At 58.1% G+C, this 25,637-nt stretch carries 28 protein-coding genes and 1 pseudogene; 9 read left to right on the top strand and 20 right to left on the bottom strand.

Annotated features, from left to right (window positions below):
* Positions 1-24 precede the first annotated feature (24 nt).
* From A8B84_RS10280 to A8B84_RS10245, 9 genes are all read right to left on the bottom strand, one after another.
* Positions 25-273: a sulfurtransferase TusA family protein gene (locus A8B84_RS10280; protein ID WP_264753894.1), complete on the bottom strand. Its 249-nt coding sequence runs from the start codon at positions 271-273 to the stop codon at positions 25-27.
* Entirely contained in the window at positions 257-382 is a 126-nt protein-coding gene (locus A8B84_RS21985) for a hypothetical protein (protein WP_264753899.1), read from the bottom strand. Before A8B84_RS21985 ends, A8B84_RS10280 begins: the two co-directional genes overlap by 17 nt.
* Positions 379-1,554 carry a formate dehydrogenase subunit gamma gene (locus A8B84_RS10275; RefSeq protein ID WP_064229104.1) on the bottom strand — a complete coding sequence of 392 codons (1,176 nt, stop codon included), beginning with the start codon at positions 1,552-1,554 and terminating at the stop codon, positions 379-381. The genes A8B84_RS21985 and A8B84_RS10275 overlap by 4 nt, the downstream gene beginning before the upstream one ends.
* Positions 1,555-1,641: 87 nt before the next feature.
* Positions 1,642-2,250 carry a formate dehydrogenase FDH3 subunit beta gene (gene fdh3B / locus A8B84_RS10270; protein WP_064229103.1) on the bottom strand — a complete coding sequence of 203 codons (609 nt, stop codon included), beginning with the start codon at positions 2,248-2,250 and terminating at the stop codon, positions 1,642-1,644.
* A gap of 15 nt (positions 2,251-2,265) precedes the next feature.
* Entirely contained in the window at positions 2,266-5,151 is a 2,886-nt protein-coding gene (locus tag A8B84_RS10265) for a formate dehydrogenase subunit alpha (protein ID WP_064229102.1), read from the bottom strand.
* Positions 5,152-5,242: 91 nt separating this feature from the next.
* On the bottom strand, positions 5,243-5,434 hold the full coding sequence (locus tag A8B84_RS10260) for a twin-arginine translocation signal domain-containing protein (RefSeq protein ID WP_008177284.1): 192 nt from the start codon (positions 5,432-5,434) through the stop codon (positions 5,243-5,245).
* A gap of 40 nt (positions 5,435-5,474) precedes the next feature.
* Complete coding sequence (locus A8B84_RS10255; protein ID WP_064229101.1) at positions 5,475-6,086, bottom strand: molecular chaperone; 612 nt, start codon at positions 6,084-6,086, stop codon at positions 5,475-5,477.
* Positions 6,087-6,195: 109 nt separating this feature from the next.
* Positions 6,196-6,840, bottom strand: coding sequence for a DUF3306 domain-containing protein (locus A8B84_RS10250; RefSeq protein ID WP_064229100.1), 645 nt, complete (start codon positions 6,838-6,840; stop codon positions 6,196-6,198).
* A complete protein-coding gene (locus tag A8B84_RS10245) occupies positions 6,840-7,418 on the bottom strand; it encodes a DUF3305 domain-containing protein (RefSeq protein ID WP_064229099.1) in 579 nt (192 codons plus the stop codon). Before A8B84_RS10245 ends, A8B84_RS10250 begins: the two co-directional genes overlap by 1 nt.
* Positions 7,419-7,561: 143 nt before the next feature.
* Here A8B84_RS10245 and A8B84_RS10240 point away from each other — a divergent pair, with 143 nt between their 5' ends.
* The 4 genes from A8B84_RS10240 to A8B84_RS10225 are packed head-to-tail and all read left to right on the top strand — an operon-like array spanning position 7,562 to position 11,581.
* Positions 7,562-9,541, top strand: coding sequence for a 4Fe-4S binding protein (locus tag A8B84_RS10240; RefSeq protein WP_064229098.1), 1,980 nt, complete (start codon positions 7,562-7,564; stop codon positions 9,539-9,541).
* A gap of 17 nt (positions 9,542-9,558) precedes the next feature.
* Entirely contained in the window at positions 9,559-10,407 is an 849-nt protein-coding gene (locus A8B84_RS10235; protein WP_082905141.1) for an Mrp/NBP35 family ATP-binding protein, read from the top strand.
* A complete protein-coding gene (locus tag A8B84_RS10230) occupies positions 10,404-11,108 on the top strand; it encodes a biotin/lipoate--protein ligase family protein (RefSeq protein ID WP_064229097.1) in 705 nt (234 codons plus the stop codon). Before A8B84_RS10235 ends, A8B84_RS10230 begins: the two co-directional genes overlap by 4 nt.
* Complete coding sequence (locus A8B84_RS10225; RefSeq protein WP_064229096.1) at positions 11,105-11,581, top strand: DUF6505 family protein; 477 nt, start codon at positions 11,105-11,107, stop codon at positions 11,579-11,581. Before A8B84_RS10230 ends, A8B84_RS10225 begins: the two co-directional genes overlap by 4 nt.
* On the opposite strand, the gene glp is transcribed toward A8B84_RS10225, so the two are convergent.
* The 7 genes from glp to A8B84_RS10190 form a co-directional block, all read right to left on the bottom strand.
* On the bottom strand, positions 11,582-12,829 hold the full coding sequence (gene glp / locus A8B84_RS10220) for a gephyrin-like molybdotransferase Glp (RefSeq protein WP_064229095.1): 1,248 nt from the start codon (positions 12,827-12,829) through the stop codon (positions 11,582-11,584).
* A 26-nt stretch (positions 12,830-12,855) separates the two neighbouring features.
* On the bottom strand, positions 12,856-13,347 hold the full coding sequence (gene mobB / locus A8B84_RS10215) for a molybdopterin-guanine dinucleotide biosynthesis protein B (protein WP_064229094.1): 492 nt from the start codon (positions 13,345-13,347) through the stop codon (positions 12,856-12,858).
* Positions 13,344-13,931, bottom strand: coding sequence for a molybdenum cofactor guanylyltransferase MobA (gene mobA, locus A8B84_RS10210; RefSeq protein WP_064229093.1), 588 nt, complete (start codon positions 13,929-13,931; stop codon positions 13,344-13,346). The genes mobB and mobA overlap by 4 nt, the downstream gene beginning before the upstream one ends.
* A 12-nt stretch (positions 13,932-13,943) precedes the next feature.
* Positions 13,944-14,813 (bottom strand): formate dehydrogenase accessory sulfurtransferase FdhD, encoded by an 870-nt coding sequence (locus tag A8B84_RS10205; RefSeq protein WP_064229092.1) that lies wholly within the window; start codon positions 14,811-14,813, stop codon positions 13,944-13,946.
* A 181-nt stretch (positions 14,814-14,994) separates the two neighbouring features.
* Positions 14,995-15,801, bottom strand: a complete 807-nt coding sequence (locus A8B84_RS10200) for a substrate-binding domain-containing protein (protein WP_064229091.1) — start codon at positions 15,799-15,801, stop codon at positions 14,995-14,997.
* A 68-nt stretch (positions 15,802-15,869) separates the two neighbouring features.
* On the bottom strand, positions 15,870-16,613 hold the full coding sequence (locus tag A8B84_RS10195; RefSeq protein ID WP_064229090.1) for an ATP-binding cassette domain-containing protein: 744 nt from the start codon (positions 16,611-16,613) through the stop codon (positions 15,870-15,872).
* Positions 16,610-17,308 carry an ABC transporter permease gene (locus tag A8B84_RS10190; RefSeq protein WP_064229089.1) on the bottom strand — a complete coding sequence of 233 codons (699 nt, stop codon included), beginning with the start codon at positions 17,306-17,308 and terminating at the stop codon, positions 16,610-16,612. The genes A8B84_RS10195 and A8B84_RS10190 overlap by 4 nt, the downstream gene beginning before the upstream one ends.
* A gap of 118 nt (positions 17,309-17,426) precedes the next feature.
* Between A8B84_RS10190 and A8B84_RS10185 the strand changes: the two genes are divergently transcribed.
* Both A8B84_RS10185 and A8B84_RS10180 read left to right on the top strand, forming a co-directional pair.
* Positions 17,427-18,311 carry a helix-turn-helix transcriptional regulator gene (locus tag A8B84_RS10185; RefSeq protein WP_064229088.1) on the top strand — a complete coding sequence of 295 codons (885 nt, stop codon included), beginning with the start codon at positions 17,427-17,429 and terminating at the stop codon, positions 18,309-18,311.
* 38 nt (positions 18,312-18,349) lie between these two features.
* Positions 18,350-19,504, top strand: a complete 1,155-nt coding sequence (locus A8B84_RS10180; RefSeq protein WP_064229087.1) for a putative sulfate/molybdate transporter — start codon at positions 18,350-18,352, stop codon at positions 19,502-19,504.
* On the opposite strand, the pseudogene A8B84_RS21720 reads toward A8B84_RS10180, so the two are convergent.
* Positions 19,482-20,339 (bottom strand): annotated as a pseudogene (locus A8B84_RS21720) (FAD-linked oxidase C-terminal domain-containing protein); the annotation flags it as partial. The gene A8B84_RS10180 and the pseudogene A8B84_RS21720 sit on opposite strands and share 23 nt — an antisense overlap.
* A gap of 15 nt (positions 20,340-20,354) precedes the next feature.
* Positions 20,355-21,197: an FAD-binding oxidoreductase gene (locus A8B84_RS21715; protein ID WP_201257884.1), complete on the bottom strand. Its 843-nt coding sequence runs from the start codon at positions 21,195-21,197 to the stop codon at positions 20,355-20,357.
* Positions 21,198-21,357: 160 nt separating this feature from the next.
* Between A8B84_RS21715 and A8B84_RS10170 the strand changes: the two genes are divergently transcribed.
* The 3 genes from A8B84_RS10170 (at position 21,358) to A8B84_RS10160 (ending at position 23,773) form a co-directional block, all read left to right on the top strand.
* Positions 21,358-21,750 carry a glutaredoxin family protein gene (locus A8B84_RS10170; protein ID WP_064229086.1) on the top strand — a complete coding sequence of 131 codons (393 nt, stop codon included), beginning with the start codon at positions 21,358-21,360 and terminating at the stop codon, positions 21,748-21,750.
* A 168-nt stretch (positions 21,751-21,918) separates the two neighbouring features.
* Entirely contained in the window at positions 21,919-22,974 is a 1,056-nt protein-coding gene (locus A8B84_RS10165) for a type IV toxin-antitoxin system AbiEi family antitoxin (protein ID WP_064229085.1), read from the top strand.
* Positions 22,940-23,773 (top strand): nucleotidyl transferase AbiEii/AbiGii toxin family protein, encoded by an 834-nt coding sequence (locus A8B84_RS10160; RefSeq protein WP_064229084.1) that lies wholly within the window; start codon positions 22,940-22,942, stop codon positions 23,771-23,773. The genes A8B84_RS10165 and A8B84_RS10160 overlap by 35 nt, the downstream gene beginning before the upstream one ends.
* A 121-nt stretch (positions 23,774-23,894) precedes the next feature.
* Here the strand turns inward: A8B84_RS10160 and A8B84_RS10155 are convergent, their stop codons facing one another.
* Together A8B84_RS10155 and aliB are read right to left on the bottom strand one after the other, a co-directional pair.
* Entirely contained in the window at positions 23,895-24,440 is a 546-nt protein-coding gene (locus tag A8B84_RS10155; protein WP_264753893.1) for a MarR family winged helix-turn-helix transcriptional regulator, read from the bottom strand.
* Positions 24,441-24,448: 8 nt separating this feature from the next.
* Positions 24,449-25,588, bottom strand: coding sequence for a cyclohexanecarboxyl-CoA dehydrogenase (gene aliB / locus A8B84_RS10150; RefSeq protein ID WP_064229082.1), 1,140 nt, complete (start codon positions 25,586-25,588; stop codon positions 24,449-24,451).
* Positions 25,589-25,637 lie beyond the last annotated feature (49 nt).

Here is a 25,637-nt window from a genome sequence, read left to right as displayed (position 1 = left end):
TCGGAATCTGCCGGTATTTCCGAACTAGGCCAGGCAGATACGATAGCGGGTAACGCCCGCCTCTTCTTCCCGCATCCATTCAATACGGTGCCCCGTTATGTCACACAGGGACTGAAGATCCTGGCGGCCGGTGGGGTCATCCGCAAGAAAGTCGACCTGTGTTCCGCTGGGCAGGTCTCTGGTCCGTTTTTTGAAGCGTAGAATCGGAAGAGGGCATACCAGACCGACGGCGTCGATCTGGTATACCTCGGACTTATCAGTCAAGGCGCACACTCTCAGTGCTGGTTTGCTGCGCTGAAGACCAGCCGAACTGGTTCAGAACCACCGGTGCCGCAAAGGCAATAACCAGAGCTGCGACAAATGCGGAAATCATGACTTTCACGATGACGACTCTCCTTTGCCCTGTTTAGCCTCGACTTCAGCGACCCAAAGATCGTGGTGCTGGCGGGCCCACTCAAGATCCACCTGACCGTTGCCCATGGCGTCGAAGGCACCTTCCATACCAACCGAGCCGATATAGATGTGGGCAATGATGGCCAGCATCATCACAAACGCCACAATCGAGTGCCAGATGTTGGCGTATTGCATCTCTTCATGGGGCGCCAGGTCCGTCGGGAAGCTGGTTCCCAGGATGCTGTTGATGACCCCGAAGGTGTCGGCAAACATCGGCATCTGGAAGGGGAACAGCAGCGATAGCCCGGACAGGGAAACCGAGACGCCCAGAATCATCACCGTCCAGAAAATGATCTTCTGGCCAGCGTTGAACTTCTTGGCAGAGGGGTGGCCCTTGGTAAAGATACCGCCGCCGGCTTTGATCCACTGCCAGTCCAGTTTGTTGGGAATGTTGTGGGCAACCCACATTACGAAGGTCATAACCAGGCCCAGCATGAAGGCCCAAGCGACATTGTTATGCAGCCATTTGGAGCCGGTGGCCAGTGTGGCAAACGCATCATGCCCGATCACAGGAATCAGGAAGCTCCGCCCCATCAGGGTTAATAGCCCCGTAATGCCGAGTGCTATGAACGATCCCGCCAACAGCCAATGTCCGAAACGTTCAACGGCCTTGAAGCGCTCAATGGTGGTACCAGCAGGACCGCCATCGATCATGATCCTTCCGCGAACGAAGTAGAACACCACGAGCAGGCCAATGATTGCGAGCAGGGCACCGCCGCCGTAGGTAATCATCGGGCCTTCCCGGAGCTTCCACCAGGGCATGCCGCCATCCTGAATAAGGACGTCAGCCGCTGGTCCCCTCACTTGCGTTGTGGGTTCAATCTCGTTGTAGCGGATTGCGCGCCAGTTGTCAGAGTCGGAAACCCCGCCCCTGGTACCCAGTTGGTCTGTAATCGGTGCCGCGTCTGCGGGATTGCCCAGGTTTTCAGACCGGAAGGAATCGTCCGTCTCCAGCTGTTTCTGGCGGCGCATTATGTCTTCGAGGGTTTGGGCTCCCCCGGTCGCTGTGCGATCAACCGTCGGGGATTCTTGTGCCCAGACAGGATTGAAGAGCAGCGTCGCCAGCACGAGCATGGCGGCACTAAAAAGTTTTGTTTTCATTAGAGCACTCCAACGGAATCAACAAGAAGAAATTGTTGCCTTGACCGACGTCGGGGCCCCGAAGGGCCCCGTATGAGTCAGGCCAGTTTATGCACCCTTCTTCTCGTAGGCTGTGCCCCATCCCCAGGCGCCGGAACCGAAACCACGGTTCACAACACGCTGACGATAGATGTCCGCTACCTCGTTGCCGTCACCGGCCAACAGGGCTTTGGTTGAGCACATTTCCGCACAGATCGGCAGTTTGCCCTCGGCGATACGGTTACGACCGTACTTGGAGAACTCAACTGTGGAATTGTCTTCTTCAGGACCACCTGCACAGAAGGTGCATTTGTCCATCTTGCCCCGGCTGCCAAAGTTGCCCGCTTGCGGGAACTGTGGTGCGCCGAACGGGCAGGCGTAGAAGCAATAGCCGCAGCCAATGCACAGATCTTTGGAATGCAGCACAACACCGTCTTCGGTCTGGTAGAAGCAATCCACCGGGCAGACGGCCATACAGGGCGCGTCTGAACAGTGCATGCAGGCTACCGAAATCGAACGCTCTCCTGGCTTGCCATCTTCAATGGTTACCACTCGGCGACGGTTGATTCCCCAGGGGACCTCGTGCTCGTTTTTACAGGCCGTTACGCACGCATTACATTCGATGCAGCGCTCGGCGTCGCAAAGGAATTTTGCTCTTGCTTGTCCTTCAAGTGCCATGGTCTACACCTCTTGTTATGCCGGCATGATCGAACACAGGGTGGCTTTGGTCTCTTGCATCTGCGTGACCGAGTCGTACCCGTATGTTTGAACAGTGTTGGTGGATTCACCGAGAACGATGGGGTCAGCGCCCTTGGGATACTTGTCCCGCAGGTCCTTGCCCTGGTAATGACCGCCGAAGTGGAACGGCATGAACGCCACGCCTTCTCCGACACGCTCGGTGACCATGGCCTTGACCTTGATCTTTGCGCCCTCCGGACCGGATACCCAGACGTCATTGCCGTCGCGGACATTCAGGTTGTTGGCGTCGCGAGGGTTGATCTCGATGAACATATCCTGCTGCAGTTCTGCCAGCCAGGGGTTTGAGCGAGTTTCGTCACCGCCACCCTCGTACTCGACCAGACGGCCGGAGGTGAGAATGATCGGGAACTCCTTGCTGAAGTCGTTCTTCTGGATTGACTCGTACAGGGTCGGTACCCGCCAGAAGGTCTTGTCTTCATAGGTCGGGTAGTCTGCCACCAGGTCACGACGGTTCGTGTACAACGGTTCACGATGCAGCGGCACCGGATCCGGGAAGTTCCAGACAATGGCACGGGCCTTGGCGTTACCAAACGGCGCACACTCATGCTTGATGGCCACGCGCTGGATACCACCGGACAGGTCTGTCTTCCAGTTTGTTGCCGGGCCGGCCACTGCTTCAATGCTGGCTCGCTCTTCCGCCGTCAGATCGCCATCCCAGCCCAGGTCCATCAGCATCTGCATGGTGAACTCAGGGTAGCCGTCCTTGATTTCCGAGTTCTTGGAGTAAACACCGTCTGCCAGGATATTCTGGCCGTTGTGTTCAACACCAAAGCGGGCCCGGAACGTCAGGCCGCCTTCGGAGACAGGCAACGACATGTCGTACAGGTTGGCTGTACCCGGGTGGTTCATCTCCGGAGTGCCCCAGCAAGGCCACGGCATACCGTAGAAGTCACCATCACAAGGTCCGCCAACCGCCCGCAGGGTGGTTTTGTCGAAGTGGTGCTGGTACTTCATGTGCTTCTTGAGGCGCTCCGGGGATTGGCCGGTATAGCCAATGGTCCACATACCACGGTTGAACTCGCGGGTAATGTCCTCAATCGACGGCTCATTGCCATCAATGGCGATGTTGCGGAACATGCGATCGGTGAAGCCGAACTTGTCCGCAAACAGTTTCATGATTTCGTGATCGACCTTGGAGTCGAACAGAGGCTCTACAACCTTTTCACGCCACTGCAGAGAACGGTTCGACGCTGTTACCGAACCATGGGTCTCGAACTGCGTGGTGGTGGGCAGGAGGTAGGCGCCTTCCTTGCGATCGTGGAGAACGGCAGAAACGGTCGGGAACGGATCCACTACAACCAGCAGGTCGAGCTTCTCCATGGCTTCCTTCATTTCCGTCATCCGAGTCTGGGAGTTGGGCGCGTGGCCCCACAGCACCATGGCCCGGGTGTTGTCCGGCTGCTCCAGGTTTTCCTTGGCTTCCAGAACACCGTCAATCCAGCGGGATACCGGAATACCTTTCTCGTTCATCATTGCCCGGGACTTTCCATCCTTGTCCCATACCGCAAAGCGGCCTTTCAGCCAGTCGAGATCTTCTTCCCAGACCCGTGCCCAGTGAGCCCAGGAGCCAGCGGCCAGACCGTAGTAGCCGGGCAGGGTATCGGCGAGCACGCCAAGGTCGGTAGCGCCCTGAACGTTGTCGTGGCCCCGGAAGATGTTGGTGCCACCGCCGGCTACGCCCATGTTGCCAAGGGCCAGCTGGAGTACGCAGTAGGCGCGGGTGTTGTTGTTACCGTTGGTGTGCTGGGTACCACCCATACACCAGATAACCGTGCCGGGCCGGTTGTTGGCCAGAGTACGGGCCACACGCTCAAGTTGTGCGCCCGGTGCGCCGGTTACACGTTCAACTTCTTCGGGGTTCCAGCGCTTCACTTCTTCACGAATGTCTTCCATGCCGTACACACGGGTACGGATGAATTCTTTGTCTTCCCAGCCGTTTTCGAAGATGTGCCAGAGAATACCCCACACCAGAGCAACGTCGGAGCCCGGGCGGAAACGCACAAACTCGTCGGCATGCGCCGCTGTACGGGTGAATCGCGGGTCGCAGACGATCAGCGGCGCGTTATTTTCTTCCTTCGCCTTCAGTACATGCAGCAGCGAGACCGGGTGAGCTTCGGCGGGGTTGCCCCCGATGATGAAGATCGCCTTGGACTTGTGGATGTCGTTGTAGGAGTTGGTCATTGCGCCGTAGCCCCAGGTGTTGGCTACGCCGGCCACGGTCGTGGAGTGGCAGATACGGGCCTGGTGGTCCACGTTGTTGGTGCCCCAGTAGGCCGCAAACTTACGGAACAGGTAGGCCTGCTCATTGTTGAACTTTGCGCTGCCCAGCCAGTAGACCGAATCGGGACCGCTTTGCTCGCGGATCTCGAGCATCTTGTCGCCGATTTCGTTGATGGCGGTATCCCAGGAAATCTTCTGCCACTGGCCGTTGACCATTTTCATGGGCGACTTGAGACGACGCTCGCCGTGGGCATGCTCCCGAACGGATGCGCCTTTGGCGCAGTGAGCACCCAAATTGAAGGGGCTGTCCCAGCCAGGTTCCTGGCCCGTCCACACGCCATTCTGAACTTCGGCTTCTACTGTGCAGCCGACCGAACAGTGCGTACAGACCGATTTCTTGACGACCACTTCTCCGCCACCGGTTTCCGGAGCCGCAGCTTCAACCCGTCCCGATGTCAGCGACAGTGCCGCCAGACCACCCACTGCCACGCCAGACGTTGTCAGGAATTGACGACGGTCCAGAGTCTTGGCAGCGAGAGAAGAAAGCAAAGAGCCTGCACGGGGGCCTTTCGCTACCCCGTTGGTCTTCTTCCTTAACATGTCGTATACCTCTCTCTTTTATTATTCTCGTTTTTCCGGATGGCTGAGTCTCTCAAGGGCCTTTCGCAACCTCGATCAACTCAAATCCCCGTTAAAAGCGAGCCGATTCGAAATACTTACGTGTATGTTCGGTATCCCGTAAACCGCGGCTTTTCGGTGCGTCTTGTCTGACGACCTCGGCTGCGGCGTTCGGTGCAACCGTCATGGCAACGGCAGCTGGAGCTGCGGCTGCGGCCATTTGCAGGAAACGGCGACGGCTGTTTTCACGCTTCGGGTTGTCCATTGGACACCTCCCCCTGGGTTATGGGACCTTCAGATCCCGGTTACTGAATTGCAAAGGCATCGGCTTCTACCGCCATGAAGGCTCGCCCAAGCGAGCCGACTGGCGCGTAAAAAACCGCGCTTTGCGCTTCTTCCAAGTCGGTAAAAAACAGTGCTGCCCACTTGGCAAGGTGGGCATCAAAAAACGCTTTCTGCGATTGCAATCCGCTGTCGCAGGGAAACTCTCCGGTGATGATGCCCGCCATGACTTCGCACAAGGTGCCGATATGGTCTTCGGGCTCTTTTACGTCACTACGGGCTTTGATACCCCGGGACCTGAGGTCGGTTCGCAGCTCCGCCAGAGGTTTCTCATTCAGAAAACCGGTTAAGTAATAGCTGGCGTAGGGAAGCAGCTCGCCTCGGCCGAGGCCAACAAAAAGGTTGTTGAACTCTCGCTCGGCATCGTAGGGGTTGGTACGTTCGGCAAGGGCGGCCAAATTTTTGCAGGCCGTACCCAGAGGCTTCTCGTCGCCCTGTAGCGACGCCAACCCCTGTAACAGTTCACTGGAGGGAGGGTCTGCGAGCAGGACGCCCAGCAACTGATAGATCTGGGCCCGGGCACGATCCTCTTCGGAGACCGAACGCGGGCACGGGATTTCCGCAGTATTACTCAACTCATCTTCCTTCTAATTATTATTTGCGGTCTGTCACACTAGTCTAGTACATAACTCAGAATAGTGGCCCGACCGGCCTTTAATTTGCTAATAGCTGAAATGCATTCTGCTAATAGTCAAAACGCATTCGAGGACGGAACCGAGGTTCCGGTTCCTCTTCCAACTGGCTGGTTTCTTCTTGTGCAAGCTGTTGCTCGGGAGGTTCCGTCGGTGTCGCCTTCTCCGCCAGCTCGGGGCCGTTCTCCAGCTCAGGGCTGTCCTCGGGCTCCGGTTCCTCAACAGTTTTCGAGTCAGGATCTGCCAACGAAGAGATCGCCTGCTTGCCCGATTGGTCTTCCACAACGTCAGCGGCCTTTTTGGCTTTGTCGACGAGTCCCTCTCCAACCTTGTACAAAGTTGTCACTGCCTGGCCGGCTGTCGAGGCCAGTGTGTAGTCCTCATCGTAATCATTGAGGCCATCGAGAACCGCAAGCACCGGGTTGGATTTCCACAGGCCCCTGAGGGCCTTTCGGCGGAGGAACTCCGGGATTTCCTTCCGCATGAAGCCGGTGATGTCCGTGCCCAGTTCGATGGCTTCGGGATCCGGAAGACCGTATTTCTCGAGCAACTCCTGTTCAGGTAGTTGCTCGTTGATTGCGAGCTCTTGCTCTTCCGGTGTCGGTTCGGACTCGACAACCGGAGGCGGGGATGGTTCTGGCCGCTTACCGGCTTCGGCTTTTTTGCGCGCCCAGCGCTGGAGTCTTGATTCGGCCATTACTGAATTCTCGGCTTTTTGATGTTCGCAGGAGCACGGTAAACGTCGCTTTCCTGGCGAATGCGAGGGTCGCCCTTGGCATCCTCGGCGCCATCAACACGAACCTCGTCTCGGCGGCGTTTCTTGAACGGCTCCTCGATGTAGTGCATGTCGATAAACTCTTTGATCCAGGCCGCCATCGACTCGGGAATGGGAACCGCCTCGACAATGCTTTCGCCGCTATCCAGGGCGTCCAGTGCCTCATGGGCGCTGGCAGTGATGGTGCTGAGGACCCATCCGGAGGGAGACTGGCTCGTTACATCTCTGTCCATGATGATCCAGATGGATGGAACGGCCATGTTCAGCGAGACCAGGTAGCCTTCGACATCGGCCCGGAAAAGCTCCATCGTAACGGTGCCGGCGTGGTAATCGACGACGTTTTCCTCGCGCACCAGTTCTTTCCAGAATGCATCAGGTGCACCCGGTATAACGGCAACGGGCTTCCAGATTTCTTTTACCCAGCGAGTGACGCCCGGAGAACGGCGAACGACAGCGCCGACCCTCAATTCGCGTTTCCACTGTTCTGTACGACTACTCATGGTGCTTCTCTTTTTTTGTTATAGCGTAAAACTAGCAGGGCACAAATGATTATCCAATTGTCCAAAAGATAATGCCTGTGGCATGCTCGAAAAGCGATACGGAAACGTATACGTAAAAAAACAACGAAAGAGTCAAACTCCTGATGACGGCATACAAGACCCTACTGTTATGTAGCTGTGACAAATCACAGTCTTTCAATCCCGAGGCGCTTCAGAAAGCGGCTGGCGCAGAGCAGGTGATCGCAGTAGATCAGCTGTGCGGCAGCGAAATGAGCATTGCCGCCGAGCATTTGGGCGCCAGTAACGACGTGCTTATTGCCTGTGGCCAGCAGGCGGCCTTGTTCGAGCGGCTCGCGGAGGACGTTTACGCTGAGATCCAGCATTCCGCGCCATTGCATACCATTGATATCCGGGATCGCGCCGGTTGGAGTGCGCCCGATGCAAAGCCCGAGCGCCTGCATGCGAAGCAGGCGGCGCTGATCGCCGCCGCCCAATTGCCGGCGCCAATGGCACCTGCAAAAACCATTCAGTCCAGCGGCGTGTGCTGCATTGTTGGTCCCACCGAGAAGGCGATCCGGATGGCCGAGCTGGTGCAGGACGAGCTGGGTGTTACCTGTATTGTTAACGATGCCGGCCCCATCCAGCTGCCATCCCCCGCTTACGACGTGGCCAAAGGCCAGCTGACGGGCGCCTACGGCGCACTCGGCAACTTCAAGCTGGAGTTTGCCCACCTGCAACCCCTGCATCCGGCTGGGCGCGGTGAACTGGGTTATGAAGCAGCCAAGCCCACCGCCCGCAGTGAGTGCGATGTATTTATCGATCTTCGTGGCGGCGCCCCGGCGTTTCCCAGCCACGAGAAGCGCAACGGCTACTTCTGGGCCGACCCGGAAAAATCCGGTGAGCTGGAGCGGATTGCCCTGACGGCCCGGGAAATGGTCGGTGAGTTCGAGAAAACTGTGTATTTCCGACTGGAAGAGTCCCTTTGTGCGCACTCCCGGGCGAACAAACCCGGGTGTACCCGCTGCCTGGATGTCTGCCCGACGGAAGCCATTTTTTCCTTTGGCGACCATATTCAGATTGATTCGGACATTTGCGCCGGCTGTGGCTCCTGTGCCGCCGTCTGTCCCACCTCTGCGGTGACCATGAATGAGACGCCATTCGAGGCGCTGACCAAGGTCGCGGAAGTGATGGCAAAGGTCTATCGTGAGCATACCCACGAATCTCCACGCCTGGTGTTCCACACTCTGGGTGCGGGTAACGATGCCATTGCCAACCTGGCCAGGTACGATAATGGCCTTGCCGATGATTTGATCCCGATGGGGCTGGAGCATGTAGACCGGATCGGCCACGCGGAAATCATGGCGGCGTTCGGCGCCGGCTACGCCGAGGTACTGATCCTTGCGGACAACGAGCTGGATCGCCGTGCGGTGACTGCGGAAGTTGAGGTGGCCCAGGCCATGCTCAAAGGTACCCACAACTCACCGAGCCGGGTGCGGGTCATCTCCGCCATCGAGCTTTGCGATGCCGGCGACAATGCCGGTCGAGTGAGCGACCCGGTCTTGCTGGTTGGTGGCCGCCGGGATATCACCCGGGTGACGGTGGCTGCTATGTCGGAGAAGATCGAAGAGCCGATTCCGCTGCCCGTCGGCGCGCCTTACGGTGCCATCGAAATTGATTCCGATAAATGCACCCTTTGTCTTGCCTGTGTATCACTATGCCCGACGGGTGCGCTTGGTGACCATCCGGATCGCCCGGAGGTCCAGTTCACGGAAAACGCCTGTGTCCAGTGTGGCATCTGCGAGAGTACCTGCCCGGAGACCGCCATCAACCTGAAGCCCCAGCTCGATGTATCCAAGGCGGCGCTCAGTGCCCGGGCATTGCATGGAGAAGAGCCGTTCGAATGCATTAAGTGCGGAACTCCGTTCGGCGTTGCCAGCACTATCAACCGGATCGTCGAGAAACTGGAAAACCAGCACTGGATGTACAAGAACTCTGATAACGTGCAGCTGATCAAGATGTGTGACGACTGTCGGGTTAAAGCCCAGTTCCACGGGGATACCGCACCCCTGGCGGGCGGTGAACGCCCCCGCGTCCGCACCAGTGATGATTATCTGGACAGCTAAAAACAACAGGACACACCATGGTTGAGTACACCGAAGTAGGAAAAAAGCCGAATCTGATTGGAACTGACGCTCCGCGGCCTCAGGACAAGAACCCCAGGGGCGTTGATCGGATCATCGCCATCGCCTCGGGCAAGGGTGGCGTTGGCAAGTCCACTGTGTCGTCCAACCTGGCCGTTGCCCTGGCCTCGAAAGGTCTCAAGGTCGGCCTATTGGATGCCGACGTCTACGGCCCGAGCCAGCCCCGCATGCTGGGGGTTTCCGGCCGGCCGTCCAGTCCGGATGGCAGCACCATCTTGCCGCTGAGAAACCACGGTGTAACGCTGATGTCTCTGGGCCTGATGGCCCCGGATGACGAAGCCATTGTCTGGCGCGGGCCTATGCTGATGGGCGCGCTGCAACAGATGATGAACCAGGTGGAATGGGGAAGGCTGGATGTGCTGCTGGTGGATCTGCCGCCGGGCACCGGTGATGTCCAGATGACCCTGAGTCAGAAGTTCTTCGTTGCGGGCGCGGTGATCGTCTCGACGCCTCAGGACATTGCCCTGATGGATGCCCGCAAGGGCATTGATATGTTCAAGCGCATGGACGTGCCGCTGTTTGGGCTGATCGAAAACATGGCCTCGTTTATCTGCGATGGCTGCGGCAAAGAGCACCATCCCTTCGGACACGGTGGCGCGCGGGCAGAGGCCGAGAAACTCGGTTCGCCCTTCCTGGGAGAGATTCCGTTGGATCTCGATATCCGGGTGGGATCGGATGGCGGTGTTCCCATCGTCGTCTCGAAGCCTGACAGTCCTCAGGCGCAGGCTTTCCAGCGCATCGCCGATGAAATTGTTGCCTCTGACGTCTACGCCCGGGCTATCCAATGATCGAGTCACCCCAGTTCCCACCGTTACTGACCGGGGAGGTGGTGCCCAGGCACACCGACCCTTTTGACAAGGCTGTGAGCCGGGCAATTGCGGGTGTCGATTCCGGCACGGTGTTCTACTCCGAGCAAGGCGACAGCCTGCGTGCGGCCCTGGTGCTGGCGCCGGAAACACCCCTGGAAGAGGCCATTCAGGCGGTCTATGTTGCCCAGATAGGTCTGGCCGAGAGCCTTGGTGCTCTGGCCCCGCCTGAAGTCCCCGTACATTTTGTATGGCCCGACCGAATCAAGGTCAACGGTGCGCTGTGCGGCAGTGTCCGTTTCGCCGCGGATGTTTCTGACCCCAAGGCCTATCCCAACTGGTTGGTCATTGGCGTTGATGTGCCCTTTATCCCGATGACCGACGAGCCGGGAGAAAATCCAAACGAAACCTGTCTGTACGAGGAAGGCTGCGTTGAAATCACGCCCATGGCCCTGTTGGAAAGCTGGTCCAAGCACACGCTGCTGTGGCTGACCTACTTTATGGACAGTGGTTTCGAACGGGTGCACAACGAATGGAGGCCGAGATGCGACACCCTGGGCAAGACAATCGAACGGCCCCGGCCCGGCATTTTTGTTGGTCTGGATGAAAAAGGCCGGATGCTGTTGCGTCAGGATGTCATGACCGAGACACTGAGTTTGATCGAATTCGCGGAGCACGTATGAAGCTGGCCCGAACCCTGCAACTGGACATATCGGACGAAAACGTATTTGAAAAGCCTGCACCCAGCGGTGAGTGGGCCATATCCGGTGGCTTCGAGTTCTCTAACTGGACCGAGGCAGACTTGAAAGGCAAAGCCCGCCAGGCATTCAGTAACGGCTGGTACAGCATTGAATCAGGCGGGCGCGCCAGCTTCGTGGGGGTATGCAACATCACCGAACCGGAACTCGAGCATGTGCGCCGTACCCTCGCGCAGACGTTTGTTGACCATTACGGCGCGCCCGATATCGATGCGGCCTATCCGGTTGCCTGTGAAGAAATCGACCAGATGCGCAGCATGTGTGAAGACTTCGAGGACAACACCCTGCTGATGGTCAGCCGCACCCTGACCGAGCTGGGTGTCGAGGAAACCTACCGTTCCCGGGGCCCTCAGGATGCTTCACTGGAAGCCTTTGCGGTACACGGCAGCGTTGACTGATTACAGCCCGAAGCTGCCGTAGGGAATAAACCGCACTGGGGTGCCCGGCTCTATTTGTCGGGCGCTCTCATCCAGTTCCACCAGTCCCTCGGACCAGGCCAGACCGGTCACCCGGCCGGAGCCTTCGGAACCGAATACCTCAACCTGACCATCCCGGACTCGTGCCCGCAGCATCTCACTGCGTCCGGGCTTTTTGTTCTTCGAAAAGTTGGCCGGCATCGCATAAGCCTGTGGCTCGAACCATTCTCCGCCCGCCAGTAATGCCATGGCCGGGGTGCCAAATCGAAGAGCGCAAACCCAGGCGGCCACGGGGTTGCCCGGCAGGCCGACTACCGGCGTCCCCTGGAACATGGCGAGGGCAAGAGGCCGGCCCGGCTTGATGGCAATGCGCCAGTTGCTGATGTCGCCGTGGGCTTTCAGGGTTTTCGATACGTGATCTTCGTCGCCGGCAGATACACCGCCGCTGGTCAGGATCAGGTCGCAGTGTTCCGCGCCCCGCTCAAGCGCCGCTTTCACCTCTTCGGCCCGGTCCAGCACATGGCCGAGATCGACGAGCTCGTAGCCCAGTTGCGAGATCAGGGCGCTGAGCATCGGCCGGTTGGCGTCGTAGATCTGCCAGTCGGTAACCGTTGCGCCGACCGGTTTTACCTCATCACCAGTGGACAGCACACCAACTCGCAATCGTTGATAGACGTCGACGGATTCCACGCCCACGCTGGCAAGCACGGAAATCTGGGTCGGGCTCAGGCGGGTTCCGGCTGTGAGGATCTTGTCCTGTACCTTTATGTCTTCACCGGCTTTGCGGGCATTGGCGCCTGCTTTCAGCGTGCCGTTCAAATGCAGCTGGCCATCCGCGACGTCGCAGTCTTCCTCCAGCACCACGGTATCCGTGCCGGCTGGAATGACCGCTCCGGTCAGAATCCGGATCGCGTAGCCTTCGGGCACCTGGCCCTTGTACGGCTCACCGGCGGCACTGCGGCCATCGACCAGTGGTAGGGTGCAGGGCACGTCTGTCACCGGTCCGGCCAGGGCATAGCCGTCGACGGCGGAATTGTTGCTTGGGGGATGAGCCCGGGGCGCATGGACATCATTTGCCAGGATGCGGCCGTTTACCTGGGAGAGTGGAACGGCGCGCTCAATCTCCACCACAGGATGTAACCGTGAACGCAAACGCTCAAGGGCCTCTTCAACCGGGGTCCAGTTGACGCCGGGGGGCAGGGCAAAGCAGTCGTTGCGAAGCGGTTTCATGGATCTTTGGCTCCTGGTGATGCTGTTCAGGGTTGCTGGCGGTTGAGAATAAAATCAGCGATGGCGGGGATATCGTTTATATCGAAAACGGGGCCCGAGAACTCGGCAGCGTAGTCCGACGCCACGGCAACAATGCTGGGGTCCTCGGTGAACAGCGGTGACCGGGAACCCTCCCGGCGGTGCACCTCGATCTTGGCGTGGGTGTGGGTCTTGAATCCTTCCACCACCACCCAATCGCAGGGGCTCAGCCGCGCCAGCAAATCATCCAGCGTCGGTTCCGCTGCTCCCCGGAGTTCATGCATGATCGCGAAGCGCTGACCGCCAGCCAGGATGACTTCCCGGGCCCCGGCATCACGATGCTTGTAGCTGTCAGTTCCGGGTTGATCCACATCCACCATGTGATGGGCGTGCTTGATTGAATTGACCGTTAACCCCCGGCTGGAGAGCTCGCGAATCAGGGCCGCGGCCAGTGTGGTCTTTCCGGAGTTTTTCCAACCTACGATGCCGATAACGTTCACTTCAGGTGCTGCTCCGCCCAGGCCAGATCGTCTGGCGTATTGATATTGAAAAAATCGCCTTCGTCGAAAATCACCAGGGTTTCGCCCTGGGCCTGCGTCCACTGGCGGATCTTGCGAACCCCATCGTTCAAAGCGGCGCGCAACTCATGCCGTAAAGCGACCTGCCAGCGGCCGAAGGTCGGTTGAGGCAGTCGGCCCCGTTCGGGGTCCGGTGTGGCCGCCAGCACCACCGGGGTGTCATGCTCGGCTAGTCGTGCGGCCAGATCCCGGGGAAAGGACGGGGTATCAGCGGCAACGCTGATCAGCCAGTCGTGGCCATGCTCGGCAGCCCAGTCCATGCCCGCGAGAACACCGGCCAGCGGGCCGGGAAAGTCCTCGATGGAGTCCGCGACCACCGGCAAACCCAGATCGTCAAACCGGCTTAAATCGCCGTTGGCGTTCAATACCACGGCGTCGACCTGAGGCGTGATCCGCTCAATCACCCGTTCGATCAGAGACTGGTCGCCGAGCATGAGCCGGCCCTTGTCGCCGCCGCCCATCCGGTTTGCCTGGCCGCCCGCCAGGATGACTGCACATTGGGTCATGCAGTGCCTCCGTCAATCATGTTGAGCGCCCTTGCGACGCAGCTTCTTGTCTTCATCGGGTACCTGCGACAAGTCCTGATCGAACACCAGTCGGTGTTGGCCGCTCAGGCAGGTGAATTTCTTGCCTCGCATCCGGCCGATCAGGGTCAATCCGACTTGCCGGGCAATATCGACGCCCCAGGCAGTAAAGCCGGAACGGCTGATCAGTGTGGGAATGCCCATCAGCGATGTCTTGATCACCATTTCCGAAGTCAGTCGTCCGGTCGTGTACAGGACCTTGTCGGCTGCAGAAATGTTGTTCAGGTGCATCCAGCCAGCAATTTTATCGACCGCGTTGTGCCTTCCAACATCTTCCATGTAGGCAAGGATTGTCTGGCCCTGGCAAAGCGCGGTGCCATGAATGGCGCCGGTTTCCATGTACAGGCTGGGCGTGTGGTTGATCTGATAGGAGAGATCGTAAAAGCTGCTGGTGTGTACCGGGGTGTCCGGTAGCGACAGCCCTTCAAGGCCCGCCATCATGTCGCCGAAAACCGTGCCCACGGCGCAGCCGGAAGTACGGGTTTTCTTTTCCAACTTGTCCTCGACATCGGTAACCCCCGACGTGCGAACCACCGCGACCTCAAGCTCCTCGTCGAAATCGATCCCCGTGACCTGGTCGCTCTCTTTCAGCATGCCCTGGTTTAGCAGGAAGCCGAGGGCCAGATACTCCGGGTGATCGCCAATGGTCATGGCCGTGACGATCTCCTGGCTGTTCAGGTAAATGGTCAGGGGGCGTTCCTCGATCACGCTGATCGATTTGGCCTCGCCGTTTTCGTCAACACCCTCTACCGGCCGTGAAAGCCGGGGATCCTTGGGATCGGGAAGTATGGGATCAATCGTCATTTTTGATATAGCCGTTTCATGAATGCCGCGGGATGGAATATCTACGGAGATTGCCAGAGATTAGCCTATTTGGCATTCGGGAAAAACAGCTGGCTGTCAGCCAATAAAAAACCCCGGCGATGCCGGGGTTGAGTCTGGTCAGAGTATAGAAGGGGGGGCAGTAACTCTTAGCCCTCCAAGCCTACTGCGCGTTGGGGAAAAACAGCTGCTGCCCATCCACCTTGAAGTCGGCAATCGCCTGTTGGCCATCTTCCGAGAGCAGCCAGTTGTGCCATTTCGCAGCCATGTCGTGCTTCAGGTGTGGGTGCTTCTCTTCGGACAGCAGCAGGCTGCCGTACTGGTTGAACAGCACCTTGTCGCCTTCGAAGAGTAGTTTCAGGTTCTGGCGGTTTTCGAAGGCCACCCAGGTGGCGCGGTCTGACATTACGTAGGCATCCATGGCGGCGGCGGTGTTGAGGGTTGGGCCCATGCCGCTGCCCAGTTCCCGATACCAGCTTCCGCCCGGCTCAACACCAGCGCTTTCCCACAGGCGCAGCTCGGCGCGGTTGGTGCCACTGTCGTCGCCACGAGAGGCAAACGGCGCCTCTGACTCGGCAATGGCCGAGAGCGCTTCCGCAGCGGTTTTAGCTTCACTTATGCTGGCTGGATCATCGGCAGGACCAATTAATACAAAATCGTTGTACATGACATCGGCGCGCTCGGTAGCGTAGCCGTTTTCGACAAAACGTTTTTCGCCGGTGGTGTCGTGTACCAGAAGGCTATCAGCATCACCACGGCGGGCGATTTCAAACGCCTGGCCGGTACCAACGGCGACAACGCGCACTTCGATGCCAGTGGCATCCTCAAATTTTGGCAGGATTGAGTCGAACAGGCCGGAGTTCTCGGTTGAAGTCGTTGAAGCCAGCGTAATGTAGTCTTCGGCATGGGCACTGAACGTCAGACCCATGGTGGTGACCGCTGCCAGAACCAGATTCAGGTTTTTTTTCATCTTGTTTTCTCCTTTTCGTATCTCATTCATCAATGAAGCGACGCTTCGGTAGTTTCTGTGGTGGTGGATCAGATGACGAGTTCACCGCTAATGAAGGCTTGGGCCTGGCGCGAGACAGGGGCGCTGAAAAAGATGTCCGCAGGCGTGTGCTCCTGCACTTTGCCACCGGCGAGGAACAGCACATCCCCGGCAAGGCGCCGGGCCTGATGCACATCGTGGGTTGTCATTACGATGCGGGTGCCCCTTTCGTGGAATTCCTGAACGGCGGCTTCCACTTCTTTTATGGCGGCCGGATCCAGTGCGGAGGTGGGCTCATCCAGAAACAGTACCGCGGGTGAGAGGGCCCAGGCCCGGGCCAGTGCCAGGCGCTGTTTCTCGCCACCCGATAGCACCCGGGCGGGCGTATCGGCACTGGCAGCCAGACCGAATCGCGCCAGGGCTTCCCGGGCCAGCTGTGTGCGGAGTTTGCGTGGGATATTATTGACTGCCAGCGCGTGCGTGAGGTTGGCCAGCGCGGAGCGGCGCAAGAGAACCGGTGTCTGGAAAACCATGGCCTGGCGGGGCGCTCCGCGGCCTGACCAGCTCACAGTCCCTGCAGTTGCTGCGAGCAGGCCATGTGCCAGGCGCAGCATCAGACTCTTGCCCGCGCCATTGGGCCCCATAACAAGCGTGGGGCCTGGGCCGTCAAGTGTAAATGAGCAGGGGCCAAAGAGCCGGTGGCCGAAAGGGTTGAATTCGACGCTCTCAAAATGCAGCGACGGCGGTGCACTGAGCTCAAGCGGATCGTTAACGGGCACGTTCAAAGAAGTCATCCCATGCGCCTTTTAGCCGTTTCACTCAAGATGTAGGCTGTGGCATTGATCACCATGACAAGCGTCAGGAGGACAATGCCCAGGCCCAACGCCAGGGGCAGGGCCCCTTTGCTTGTCTCCAGCACAATGGCGGTGGTCATGACCCGGGTTACGCCGTCAATATTGCCGCCTACCATCATGACGGCGCCCACCTCTGCGCTGGCCCGGCCGAACCCTGCGAGCAGAACGGTCAGCAAGGCAAAGCGGGCGTCCCACAACAGGGTGGGCATCATGCGCGCCCTTGACATGCCCAGCGAGACAAACTGTTCCCGGTACTCGCCCAGTAACTCCTCCACTTTCTGCCGCGAGAGCGCGGCGAGAATGGGCAATACCAGTATCACCTGCGCAACCACCATGGCGCTGGGCGTAAACAGAAGTCCCAGTTCACCAAGAGGTCCGGCCCGCGATAGCAGCAGGTAAACGCCGAGCCCGGCCACAACCGGAGGCAGTCCCATCAAGGCATTAAGCGCAACAATCACGCCGCCGCGCCCGGGGAATTGCCATAACGCCACTGCCGCACCCAGGGGGAACCCCAAGATCGCCGCTATCACGACCGCCAATAGCGAGACCTGCAGTGAAAGCACCACAATCTGGTACAGCGAAGCGTCGAGGTTCACTAGTAGCGACAGCGCCACGTAAAACGCATTTTCTTCCACAGCTGCGTCTCCTTAATGTTGAGCATCGTGGCGTTTTTGACTACGCTTTGCACAGCCTTCTGAAAATAATGCAGTCAGAAACAGTCTGGTGCTTTGCCTGACCCATCCGGAGATGCTCATGCCCCTTCCCGCTTACCTCACCACGGCCGAGGCTGCTGAGTATCTGCGCCTGAAAGAACGAAAGGTCTACGATCTGGTCAGCCAGGGTGTTATTCCCTGTGTAAGGGTAACGGGAAAGCTATTGTTCCCACGCCAGCGTATTGATTTGTGGTTGATGAACCACCTGGAAGGTGACGATGCGATCAGTGCTCCAACCCCGCAGGTGCTGGTGGGCAGTCAGGATCCCCTGCTGGATTGGGCGGTCAAGGAGAGCAACGCCGAGCTTGCTACCTTGTGCCAGGGTAGCGGCGATGGGGTTCAGCGCCTGGTCGACGGGCGCGCGATGGTCGCTGGCATGCATATCTGGCACGCGGAGAGTGAGCGTTACAACGACCCGGACACCCTGGGTTTGATCGGCATGAGAGACCTGGTGCTGATTCGCTGGGCAAAGCGCCAGCAGGGACTCCTACTGGCGACAGGCAACCCTCACGGACTGACGCGGCTTGAGGATATCGCCCGACCTGGCCTACGTCTCGCCCACCGCCAGCCCGATGCCGGCGTCAGTCATCTGCTGCAGGGTTTGCTTGCCCGCCATCGTATAGAGGCCAGTCGGCTTACCTGGGCCGCGCATCCCTCGCTCAGTGAGGACGATCTGGCCCTGGCCATTCGTCAGGGGGAGGCGGATGTGGGAGTGGGTATTGAAGCGGCTGCCCGGCGTCAGGGCCTGGCATTCATCCCCCTGCAGCAGGAGCACTTTGACCTGGCCATGCGCAGGCGCCACTACTTCGAGCCTGCCATGCAGCGATTGCTGGAGTTCGCCCGTTGCGAGCGTTTTATTCAGCGTGCACAGGCGTTGGGGGGGTATGATATAAGTGAGCTTGGTAAAGTTATTTATAACGCTTGAACGACAACAATAAGCAGACCTTTCAGGCAGGAGCCCACATGGGTTCAACCGGGATCAAGGGTTCGATCGGGAAAAAACTCAGCCATGAGGTCAGTGGCGCGCTGGGGGATATCGGTACCCTGTTGCCGCTGAGTCTCGGGGCCATTGGCGTGGCCGGACTTGCTCCGGTGCCGGTGCTGCTGGGTTTTGCCGTCTTCTATATTGCGACCGGGCTGTATTACCGTCTGCCGGTACCTGTGCAGCCCATGAAAGCGGTGGCCGCGCTCCTGCTTACCACCCAGGTCAGTGCCCAGAGCCTTATTGCCAGTGGCGTTCTGATCGGTGCCATTCTCTTGCTTCTGGGTTCAACCGGATGGATCAACCGGGCGGCACGCCTGGTGCCGGGCTCCGTGTTAAGCGGGTTGCAACTCGGGCTTGGTTTGCTCTTGGCCGGCATGAGCCTGGGGCTGATGGCTACGTCTCTGCCGCTGGGCGTTGTCACGCTGGCGGTGCTGGTGGTTACCCTGAAACTTTTCCCGAGCTGGCCGGCGGCATTGTTGGGCCTTGCCGTGGCCATGGCCCTGGGCGTTCTGATTGGCGCGCCAGGGCTGCCCCTACCCGCTGCTGGCTCGGCAATCTTCTCGATGCCTGAGTTGCCAACCATGGATGAGTGGCAGCAGGGTTTTTCGGTGCTGGTATTGCCGCAATTGGCGCTGACCATTACCAACGCCATCGTCCTGACCACCCTGGTGGTTGGTGACTACTTCGGCGAGCAGTCGCGTCGCGTCTCGCCAGCACGTCTGTCGGTGACAACCGGCCTCGCCAACCTCTTCCTGGTGCCGTTCGGTGCGCTGCCCATGTGCCACGGCGCGGGCGGTGTGGCGGCTCATTACCGCTTCGGCGCCAGGACTGGCCTGGCGCCGGTTCTGTTGGGCACCGGTTTACTCCTGATCGCATTCGTGCCCGGCGGCCTGTCGTTCATCGCCGCCGTTCCTGCCGCCGGTCTCGGTGCCCTGCTAATGGTGGCGGCTGTCGAGCTTGGCCTGACCAGGCGCCTCTGGACTGCCAAGCCTTCCTGCTGGCCTGTGATTGGCATAACGGCGCTTGTCACCTTCTGGGCTGATCCGTTTTTCGGGGTCCTGGCCGGGGTTGCTTCGGAGACTTTCCGGGCAGCCTGGGTGCGGGGAAGGGTTAGCGGTGCCCATCAGGACTGAGAGCATTGTCCGAATCGGATAACACACCCCGAATGCCAACGCTTTTTTCCCGCGGGTCAATCAGGGCTCCGGGATTAAGAATACCCTGTGGATCCAGGAAGTGTTTGCCCGCCGCCAGAGTTTGACGAAACAGCGGTGACGTCTGCTGTTCATAGCCATAACGGTGATCCCGGCCGACCGCGTGGTGGTGAGTAACGGTCGCACCCTGCTCAGCCAGCACTTCCATCGAGATGCGCTTGAGCTTTTTCCACTTTTCCAGGGCCTTGCCCAGATCTCCGGTCGTGTCGCCCACGCAATAAAACGTGAAATAGGGCGCCGGCCCGTCCGGGTAGACGTGGGTAAAGCGGCAGGAAAATGAAAAAGGCCGTTGTGTGATCTCGCGAAGCGCGGACTCCATGGCTGATTTTACCGCTCTGTAAAGGCTAGGGAACTTGTCCCAGGTGATCGCGGTTTCGAAGGTGTCGGCAATCATGCCCATGGCGGTTAATCGATTGCGCCAGTAGGGCATTCGAATGAAGGCATTTCTCCAGGATTCGGCTTCGCTGGACCCTTGTTCTGAATGATCCGGGTTATAGGTAATGCCATCCTTTTGCAGAACACCGCCATGTTCTTCGGCAATGGCGACGGCCCGCTCGATTTTCTGGTCTTGCGAATGATCAGCGGATTCGAAACCGAGAACCAGAATGGCGCAGGGTTTGTCAGCGATCCTGTTGATCACCACTTCGGCCTCATCCAGTAGACGGCAATTCGACGGGAATAAACCCGATTGCGCAATCTGTCTGACAGCATCGACACCGTTCATGAAGTGATCAAAACCCACGGATGCAGTGGCCCGCCATTCGGGGCGATGCTATAACCGCATCGTGGCTTCGGTAATGATCCCCAGCGTACCTTCTGAGCCACAGATCATGCGGTCTGCCGAGGGTCCCGCGCCCGAGCCGGGCAAAGCGCGGGTCTCGATGATGCCTTTTGGCGTGACCAGCCGGGTTGCTTCCACCATGTCTTCGATGTGCGTGTATACGGTCGCAAAATGGCCACCAGCGCGGGTTGCCAGCATGCCGCCCAGACTCACGAACGGAAAACTCTGCGGGTAATGGCGCAGCGTCAAACCGTGCTGTTTTAGCTGCTGCTCAAGATCCGGGCCTTTGATGCCGGCCTGGATCCGTGCGCGACGACTGACAGGATCAATCTCCAGAATCTGGTTCAGGTTCTCCATGTCGACACTGATCGTCGCCTGGTAGGTGTCGCCAACATCGGGCTCCACGCCGCCACAGACACTGGTGCCGCCACCAAACGGAATGAGTGCAATGTTGTTTTCGGACGCATAGCGGAACAGCTGCTGGATATCGTCTTCCGTCCTGGGAAAGGCAACGGCATCGGGCGGGTTGGGCACTTCCCGCATGAGCATTCTGGCCATATCGGCGTAGGATTTTCCGTAGCTATGCACCAGGCGATCGTAGGGCGTTGTGGAGATGATGTCTGAGAGATGCTCGGGAATGGCGGGCAACCGGGATGCCGGGAGGTCAAAGTCTTCAACCTTGGGTGGTTCAATCTCCACCACGCCTTCCGGCACGAACATTTTCGTAACGGTCTCGATCATGGCGTGTTCTTCGGGGTGCAGATCCTCATTCGCATAGCCCCAGCCCCAGAATCGCAGGGGTTTGCGAAGTGACTTTGTGCCGGACTCAGACATCGGGTTCTCCATCAATGCGGGTTCTGCACCCGTTACTCTGAACACTTCATCTGTTGAAATGATATCCTCGTACACCGCTATCAAGTACGCAAATCAATCCTGAAGGCTGACATCTTTCAGGCCACCTTCTACCAAGAAACCCGGAGTTTGAGTCTTACTCATGAGAGTTATTATTCGCTATTTTTTCCGCACCCTGCGCCTGGTACTGACGCCCTTCATGCTGCTCAGTGAAAAACTCAGCACGCCCGAAAGCGTTACCCGCTCTGCTGACGAGCAGGCCCGCGCCGACGAGGCCAGCAAGGATCTCGCCCTTTACCAGTTCAAAGCCTGCCCGTTCTGTATCAAAGTAAGAAAGGAAATCGCCCGGCTTGGCCTGAACATTGAAACCCGCGATGCCCAGCATGATCCGGAACATCGTGCGGCGTTGGAGGCCGGCGGCGGCCGCATCAAAGTACCCTGCCTGAAGATTCATCAGGAGGATGGCAGTGAGCGTTGGCTTTACGAATCCGATGAGATCAAGGCGTGGTTGCAGGAGCGGTTTGAGCCGGCCTGATTGTAATCGCTGATTGGTGGGGGCTGCTGGATAGGTTCGGCCTGTGACCTTTCCGCTGGAGGGAAGTCCGGCCGCTAAGAGATGGCGCTTTCATATCTTTGTTCACTAGAAATGGTTGTTCATTATTAATGAACGATGTTAGTTTGTGAACAAGGGTGAGGAGTGGCTATGAAAACATTAATCAATGAGCAAGAACTCCTGAATCAGGCAGTTCACGCCTTCCATCATGAAACTGGATTTGAGCTACACAAGCGCGAAGCGAGTGAGGTCAGGCCTTATTCTGACGGCTTTTTTCTTGAGTTGGGCTCTACGGGTATTGAATATAGCGTCGAGCTCAAGCGATGGGCGCAGCAGGCAAACGTGGGCACTATCGCTACTCAGCTGCGACGACTGCCTCCGCCTGCATTGCTTGTGGCTGATTACGTGAATCCCAATATGGCAGATCGTCTGAAAGGGGCCGGCATTCAGTTCATTGATGCTGCCGGCAATGCCTATCTGAACGAACGGACATTCTTTATTTTCGTAAAAGGCAATCGCCCTGACTCGCTCAGTGCTTCGCCACGAAAAACCTCCAGAGCCTTCAACGCATCTGGTTTAAAGCTGATTTTCAGTTTTCTAACAGACCCTCATCTTGTCGGTCAAAGCTACAGAAAAATGGCAGAAGCCAGCGGTGTTTCACTCGGTGCAATTGGCTGGGTTCTGAACGACCTGAAAGACAAGGGCTATGTGCGAGAGCACGGGAAAAAAGGCTCCAGGTCTCTTGAATCAGCAATGGAGTTGTTCGATCGCTGGGTTGAGACTTACCCGGAAAAATTGCTGCCTGAGTTAGGCATGGGCTTGTTTCAGGCGAAATCTGAGGTGCCCTGGAAGGAAATCAGGCCTGAAGCTTTCGGTGGGTGCTGGGGGGGGGAAGTTGCCGCATCTTTCTTGGACGATTTTCTATCGCCAGCCCAAGGCACGATCTATTTACCCCGAGACAAACTAAAAAACCTGGTGGTGGAACACAGGCTGCGGAAGTCTTCCGAGACTATGGCCAGTAAGTCTCACGTATTGCAGATTTACGAGAAATTCTGGCACTACGATCCAGATAACTTGCATCAGAATTCCGGTGTTGCGCCGGACATTCTTGTTTATGCCGATCTGGTAGCGAGCGGCGAACCCCGAAACCTGGAAGCAGCGGAGCGGCTCTATGGCAAGATTAGAGATCGACTCCAAGAATATTGATCCGATCCAATTAAGAGTTTACGAAGCTATCCAGCGTGTTGCCCTGCATCAAAAGGTGCCGTTTATCATTGTAGGTGCATCAGCTCGTGATTTGGTGATGCATCACGCCTATGGGGCGCCTATTCAACGGGCGACAATGGACATCGACCTTGCCGTTCAGGTCCCGGATTGGGCTGGTTTTGAACGCATTCGCGACAGCCTGATTGGTGAAGGTTATACCAAAACCGATCTCCCTCATCGTTTACAGGGCCCACAGGGCGGACCTATCGACATTCTTCCTTTTGGCGCGGTTGAAAGTGACCATTCAATCATTGCGTGGCCGCCTTCTGGGGAAGTGCAGATGAGCGTGGTCGGTTTTAAGGATGCACTGGATAATGCTGATTGGTTGACGGTAAAAAAAGAGCCGAGATTAGAGCTGCCAGTTGCAAGCCCCGAGGGATTAACCCTTTTAAAATTGGTTGCTTGGTTGGAAAGAGACGCCCAAATTAGGCGTAAAGACGCTGCCGATATTGCCTACCTGGCGTCTAACTATGAAAATATCCCAGGACAAACGGACCGGTTTTACGAACAGCATGAAGCCGTTCTTGAGGCGCATGACTGGGATACGAGATTGGCTGGAGCTCACGTGCTCGGTATGGCGATTGCAAATATTGCCAGTGAATCAACGCTGGCGTTTTTAAAGCGCTCGCTGGATGAGGACCTGGTTGCCAATCTGGTGAGGGAGGCGCGCAATGCCTGTGGCAATGCGACCACAGATATCGTTTCAGCATTGGTTGGTGGGCTATTCGGTACTGGGTAGGGAAAGAGCTCAGGGCCTAGCCAAGTCCGCAAATCGCTGAAAGCTCAGGATGGATTCACACCGAATCTGGGCACACAGCTGTTCGGTTATGGTTGTCGCAAAACTACCAACATTCGGTCCTTCACAGGTCTTGGCGGGGAGATTCCAGAGAAACGTCAATAAGTCCATGCTGAAGCTTTTTCAGAAGATGAAGCAAGCTGACACCGTCATCAAAACTCATCCCCTGCATGGCCTGTCTGTAAAACTCGGCAATGGTGTCTTGCAGCCGATCCCAGAAAAGCCGACCAGATTCCGTCAGTAATACCAGTCTGGCTCGGCGATCCTGGGGATCCGGTATCCGAACAACATGCCCGTCTCGTTCCATTCGTTTGAGCACGCCATCGAGGTTTTGGCGACTGACGTAGAGGTACTCTTTCAGTTGATTGAATGAGGTACCGTCCTCGAAGCCTTCTCGAGATAATGCACCCAGTACTGCCCACTGCACGGCGCTGATGCCCATTTCATTCTGAACCTGGCGCTGCAGAATGTTTCCTGTCTGGAACAGGCGGAAAAACAGGCGGTTGGGGATGCCTCCGGATTCGTTGACGATCATTTGTGCTCCTGTAGTGCCCTGCTGGCCCCTGGGCCGGCGATGGCGGTTTTCGGCGTCCTGAATCACGGAAGGCATGGGACGCGTCACTTTGGCAGGTATTCGCGGGCAATAATGTTCTTCATGATCTGCGCGGTACCGTCACCTATCTGAAGGCCAAGAACATCCCGCAACCGCTGGGCGAAAGGCAAATCTTCTCCCCAACCGGTGTGGCCGTGGGCCAGCAGGCACTGTTTCACCACATCGAAGGCGAGTTTCGGGCCCCACCACTTGTTCATAGCGGCTTCAGCGTTGTGGGGCAGGTTGTTGTCCTTGAGCCAGAGCGCATGGTAGCACTGCATGCGAGCAGCATGAACATAGGTCTGGTATTCAGCCAGCGGATGAGTCAGGCCCTGGAATGCGGACAGGTTCTGGCCGAAGGCGGTTCGCTCGGTGAGCCATTGCCAGGTTTCATCCAGGGATTGTTGGGCCACGGCCAGACACTGCAGGCCGATCAGGGCGCGGCTGTAATCAAAGCCCTGCATGACCTGTTTGAAGCCTTTACCCTCGTCGCCCATCATGTTGACGGCGGGCACTTCCACGTTATCGAAGAAAATCGAGCCGCGACCGATGGCGCGCTGGCCGTTGTCCTCGAACCGGGTGGTGGTGATGCCCGGGCTGTCCATGGGCACCAGGAACGCGCTGATGCCAGACGCCCGTTGTTCCACCGTGCCGGTGCGGGCAAAGACCACCGCCACGTCGGCCTGGTCGGCCATGGAAATGGAGGTTTTCTCGCCGTTGAGCACGTATACGTCGCCCTTTTTCTCCGCCTTCAGGCGCAGGTTGGCAGCGTCGGAACCGCCGTGGGGTTCGGTCAGGGCAATGCACGCCACCTTCTGGCCGGAGGTCATTCCGTGCAGCCACTCCTTTGCCAGGTCCGGCGCGGCGTGGCTGGCAATGATCTGGCCGTTGAGGGAAGTCAGCAGGGGAATGTAGCCAACGTTGAAATCCCCCTTGGAGATTTCCTCAATGATCAGGCCACTGGTAACACAGTCCATACCGCTGCCACCGAATTCTTCCGGCAGTTCGCCACCAAGCAGCCCCATCTCGCCGAGCTGGCGGATGACATCCTTCTCGATGATGCCGGCCTGGTCCCGCTTGCGATAGCCCGGAGCCAGCACCTCGGCGCTGAAGCGGGCCACAACTTCGCGAATTGCGTTCTGTTCTTCATTGAATCCGAAATTCATGGTGTTCTCCGGGCGTTGTCTGTGACCCGGTGACCGGTGGCCACCGGGT

The sequence above is a fragment of the Marinobacter sp. EhC06 genome, from assembly GCF_001650915.1.
In the GTDB taxonomy this organism is placed as follows: domain Bacteria; phylum Pseudomonadota; class Gammaproteobacteria; order Pseudomonadales; family Oleiphilaceae; genus Marinobacter.
The sequence above is the reverse complement of the archived record's forward strand: the minus strand, read 5'-3'. Positions and strand labels throughout refer to the sequence as shown.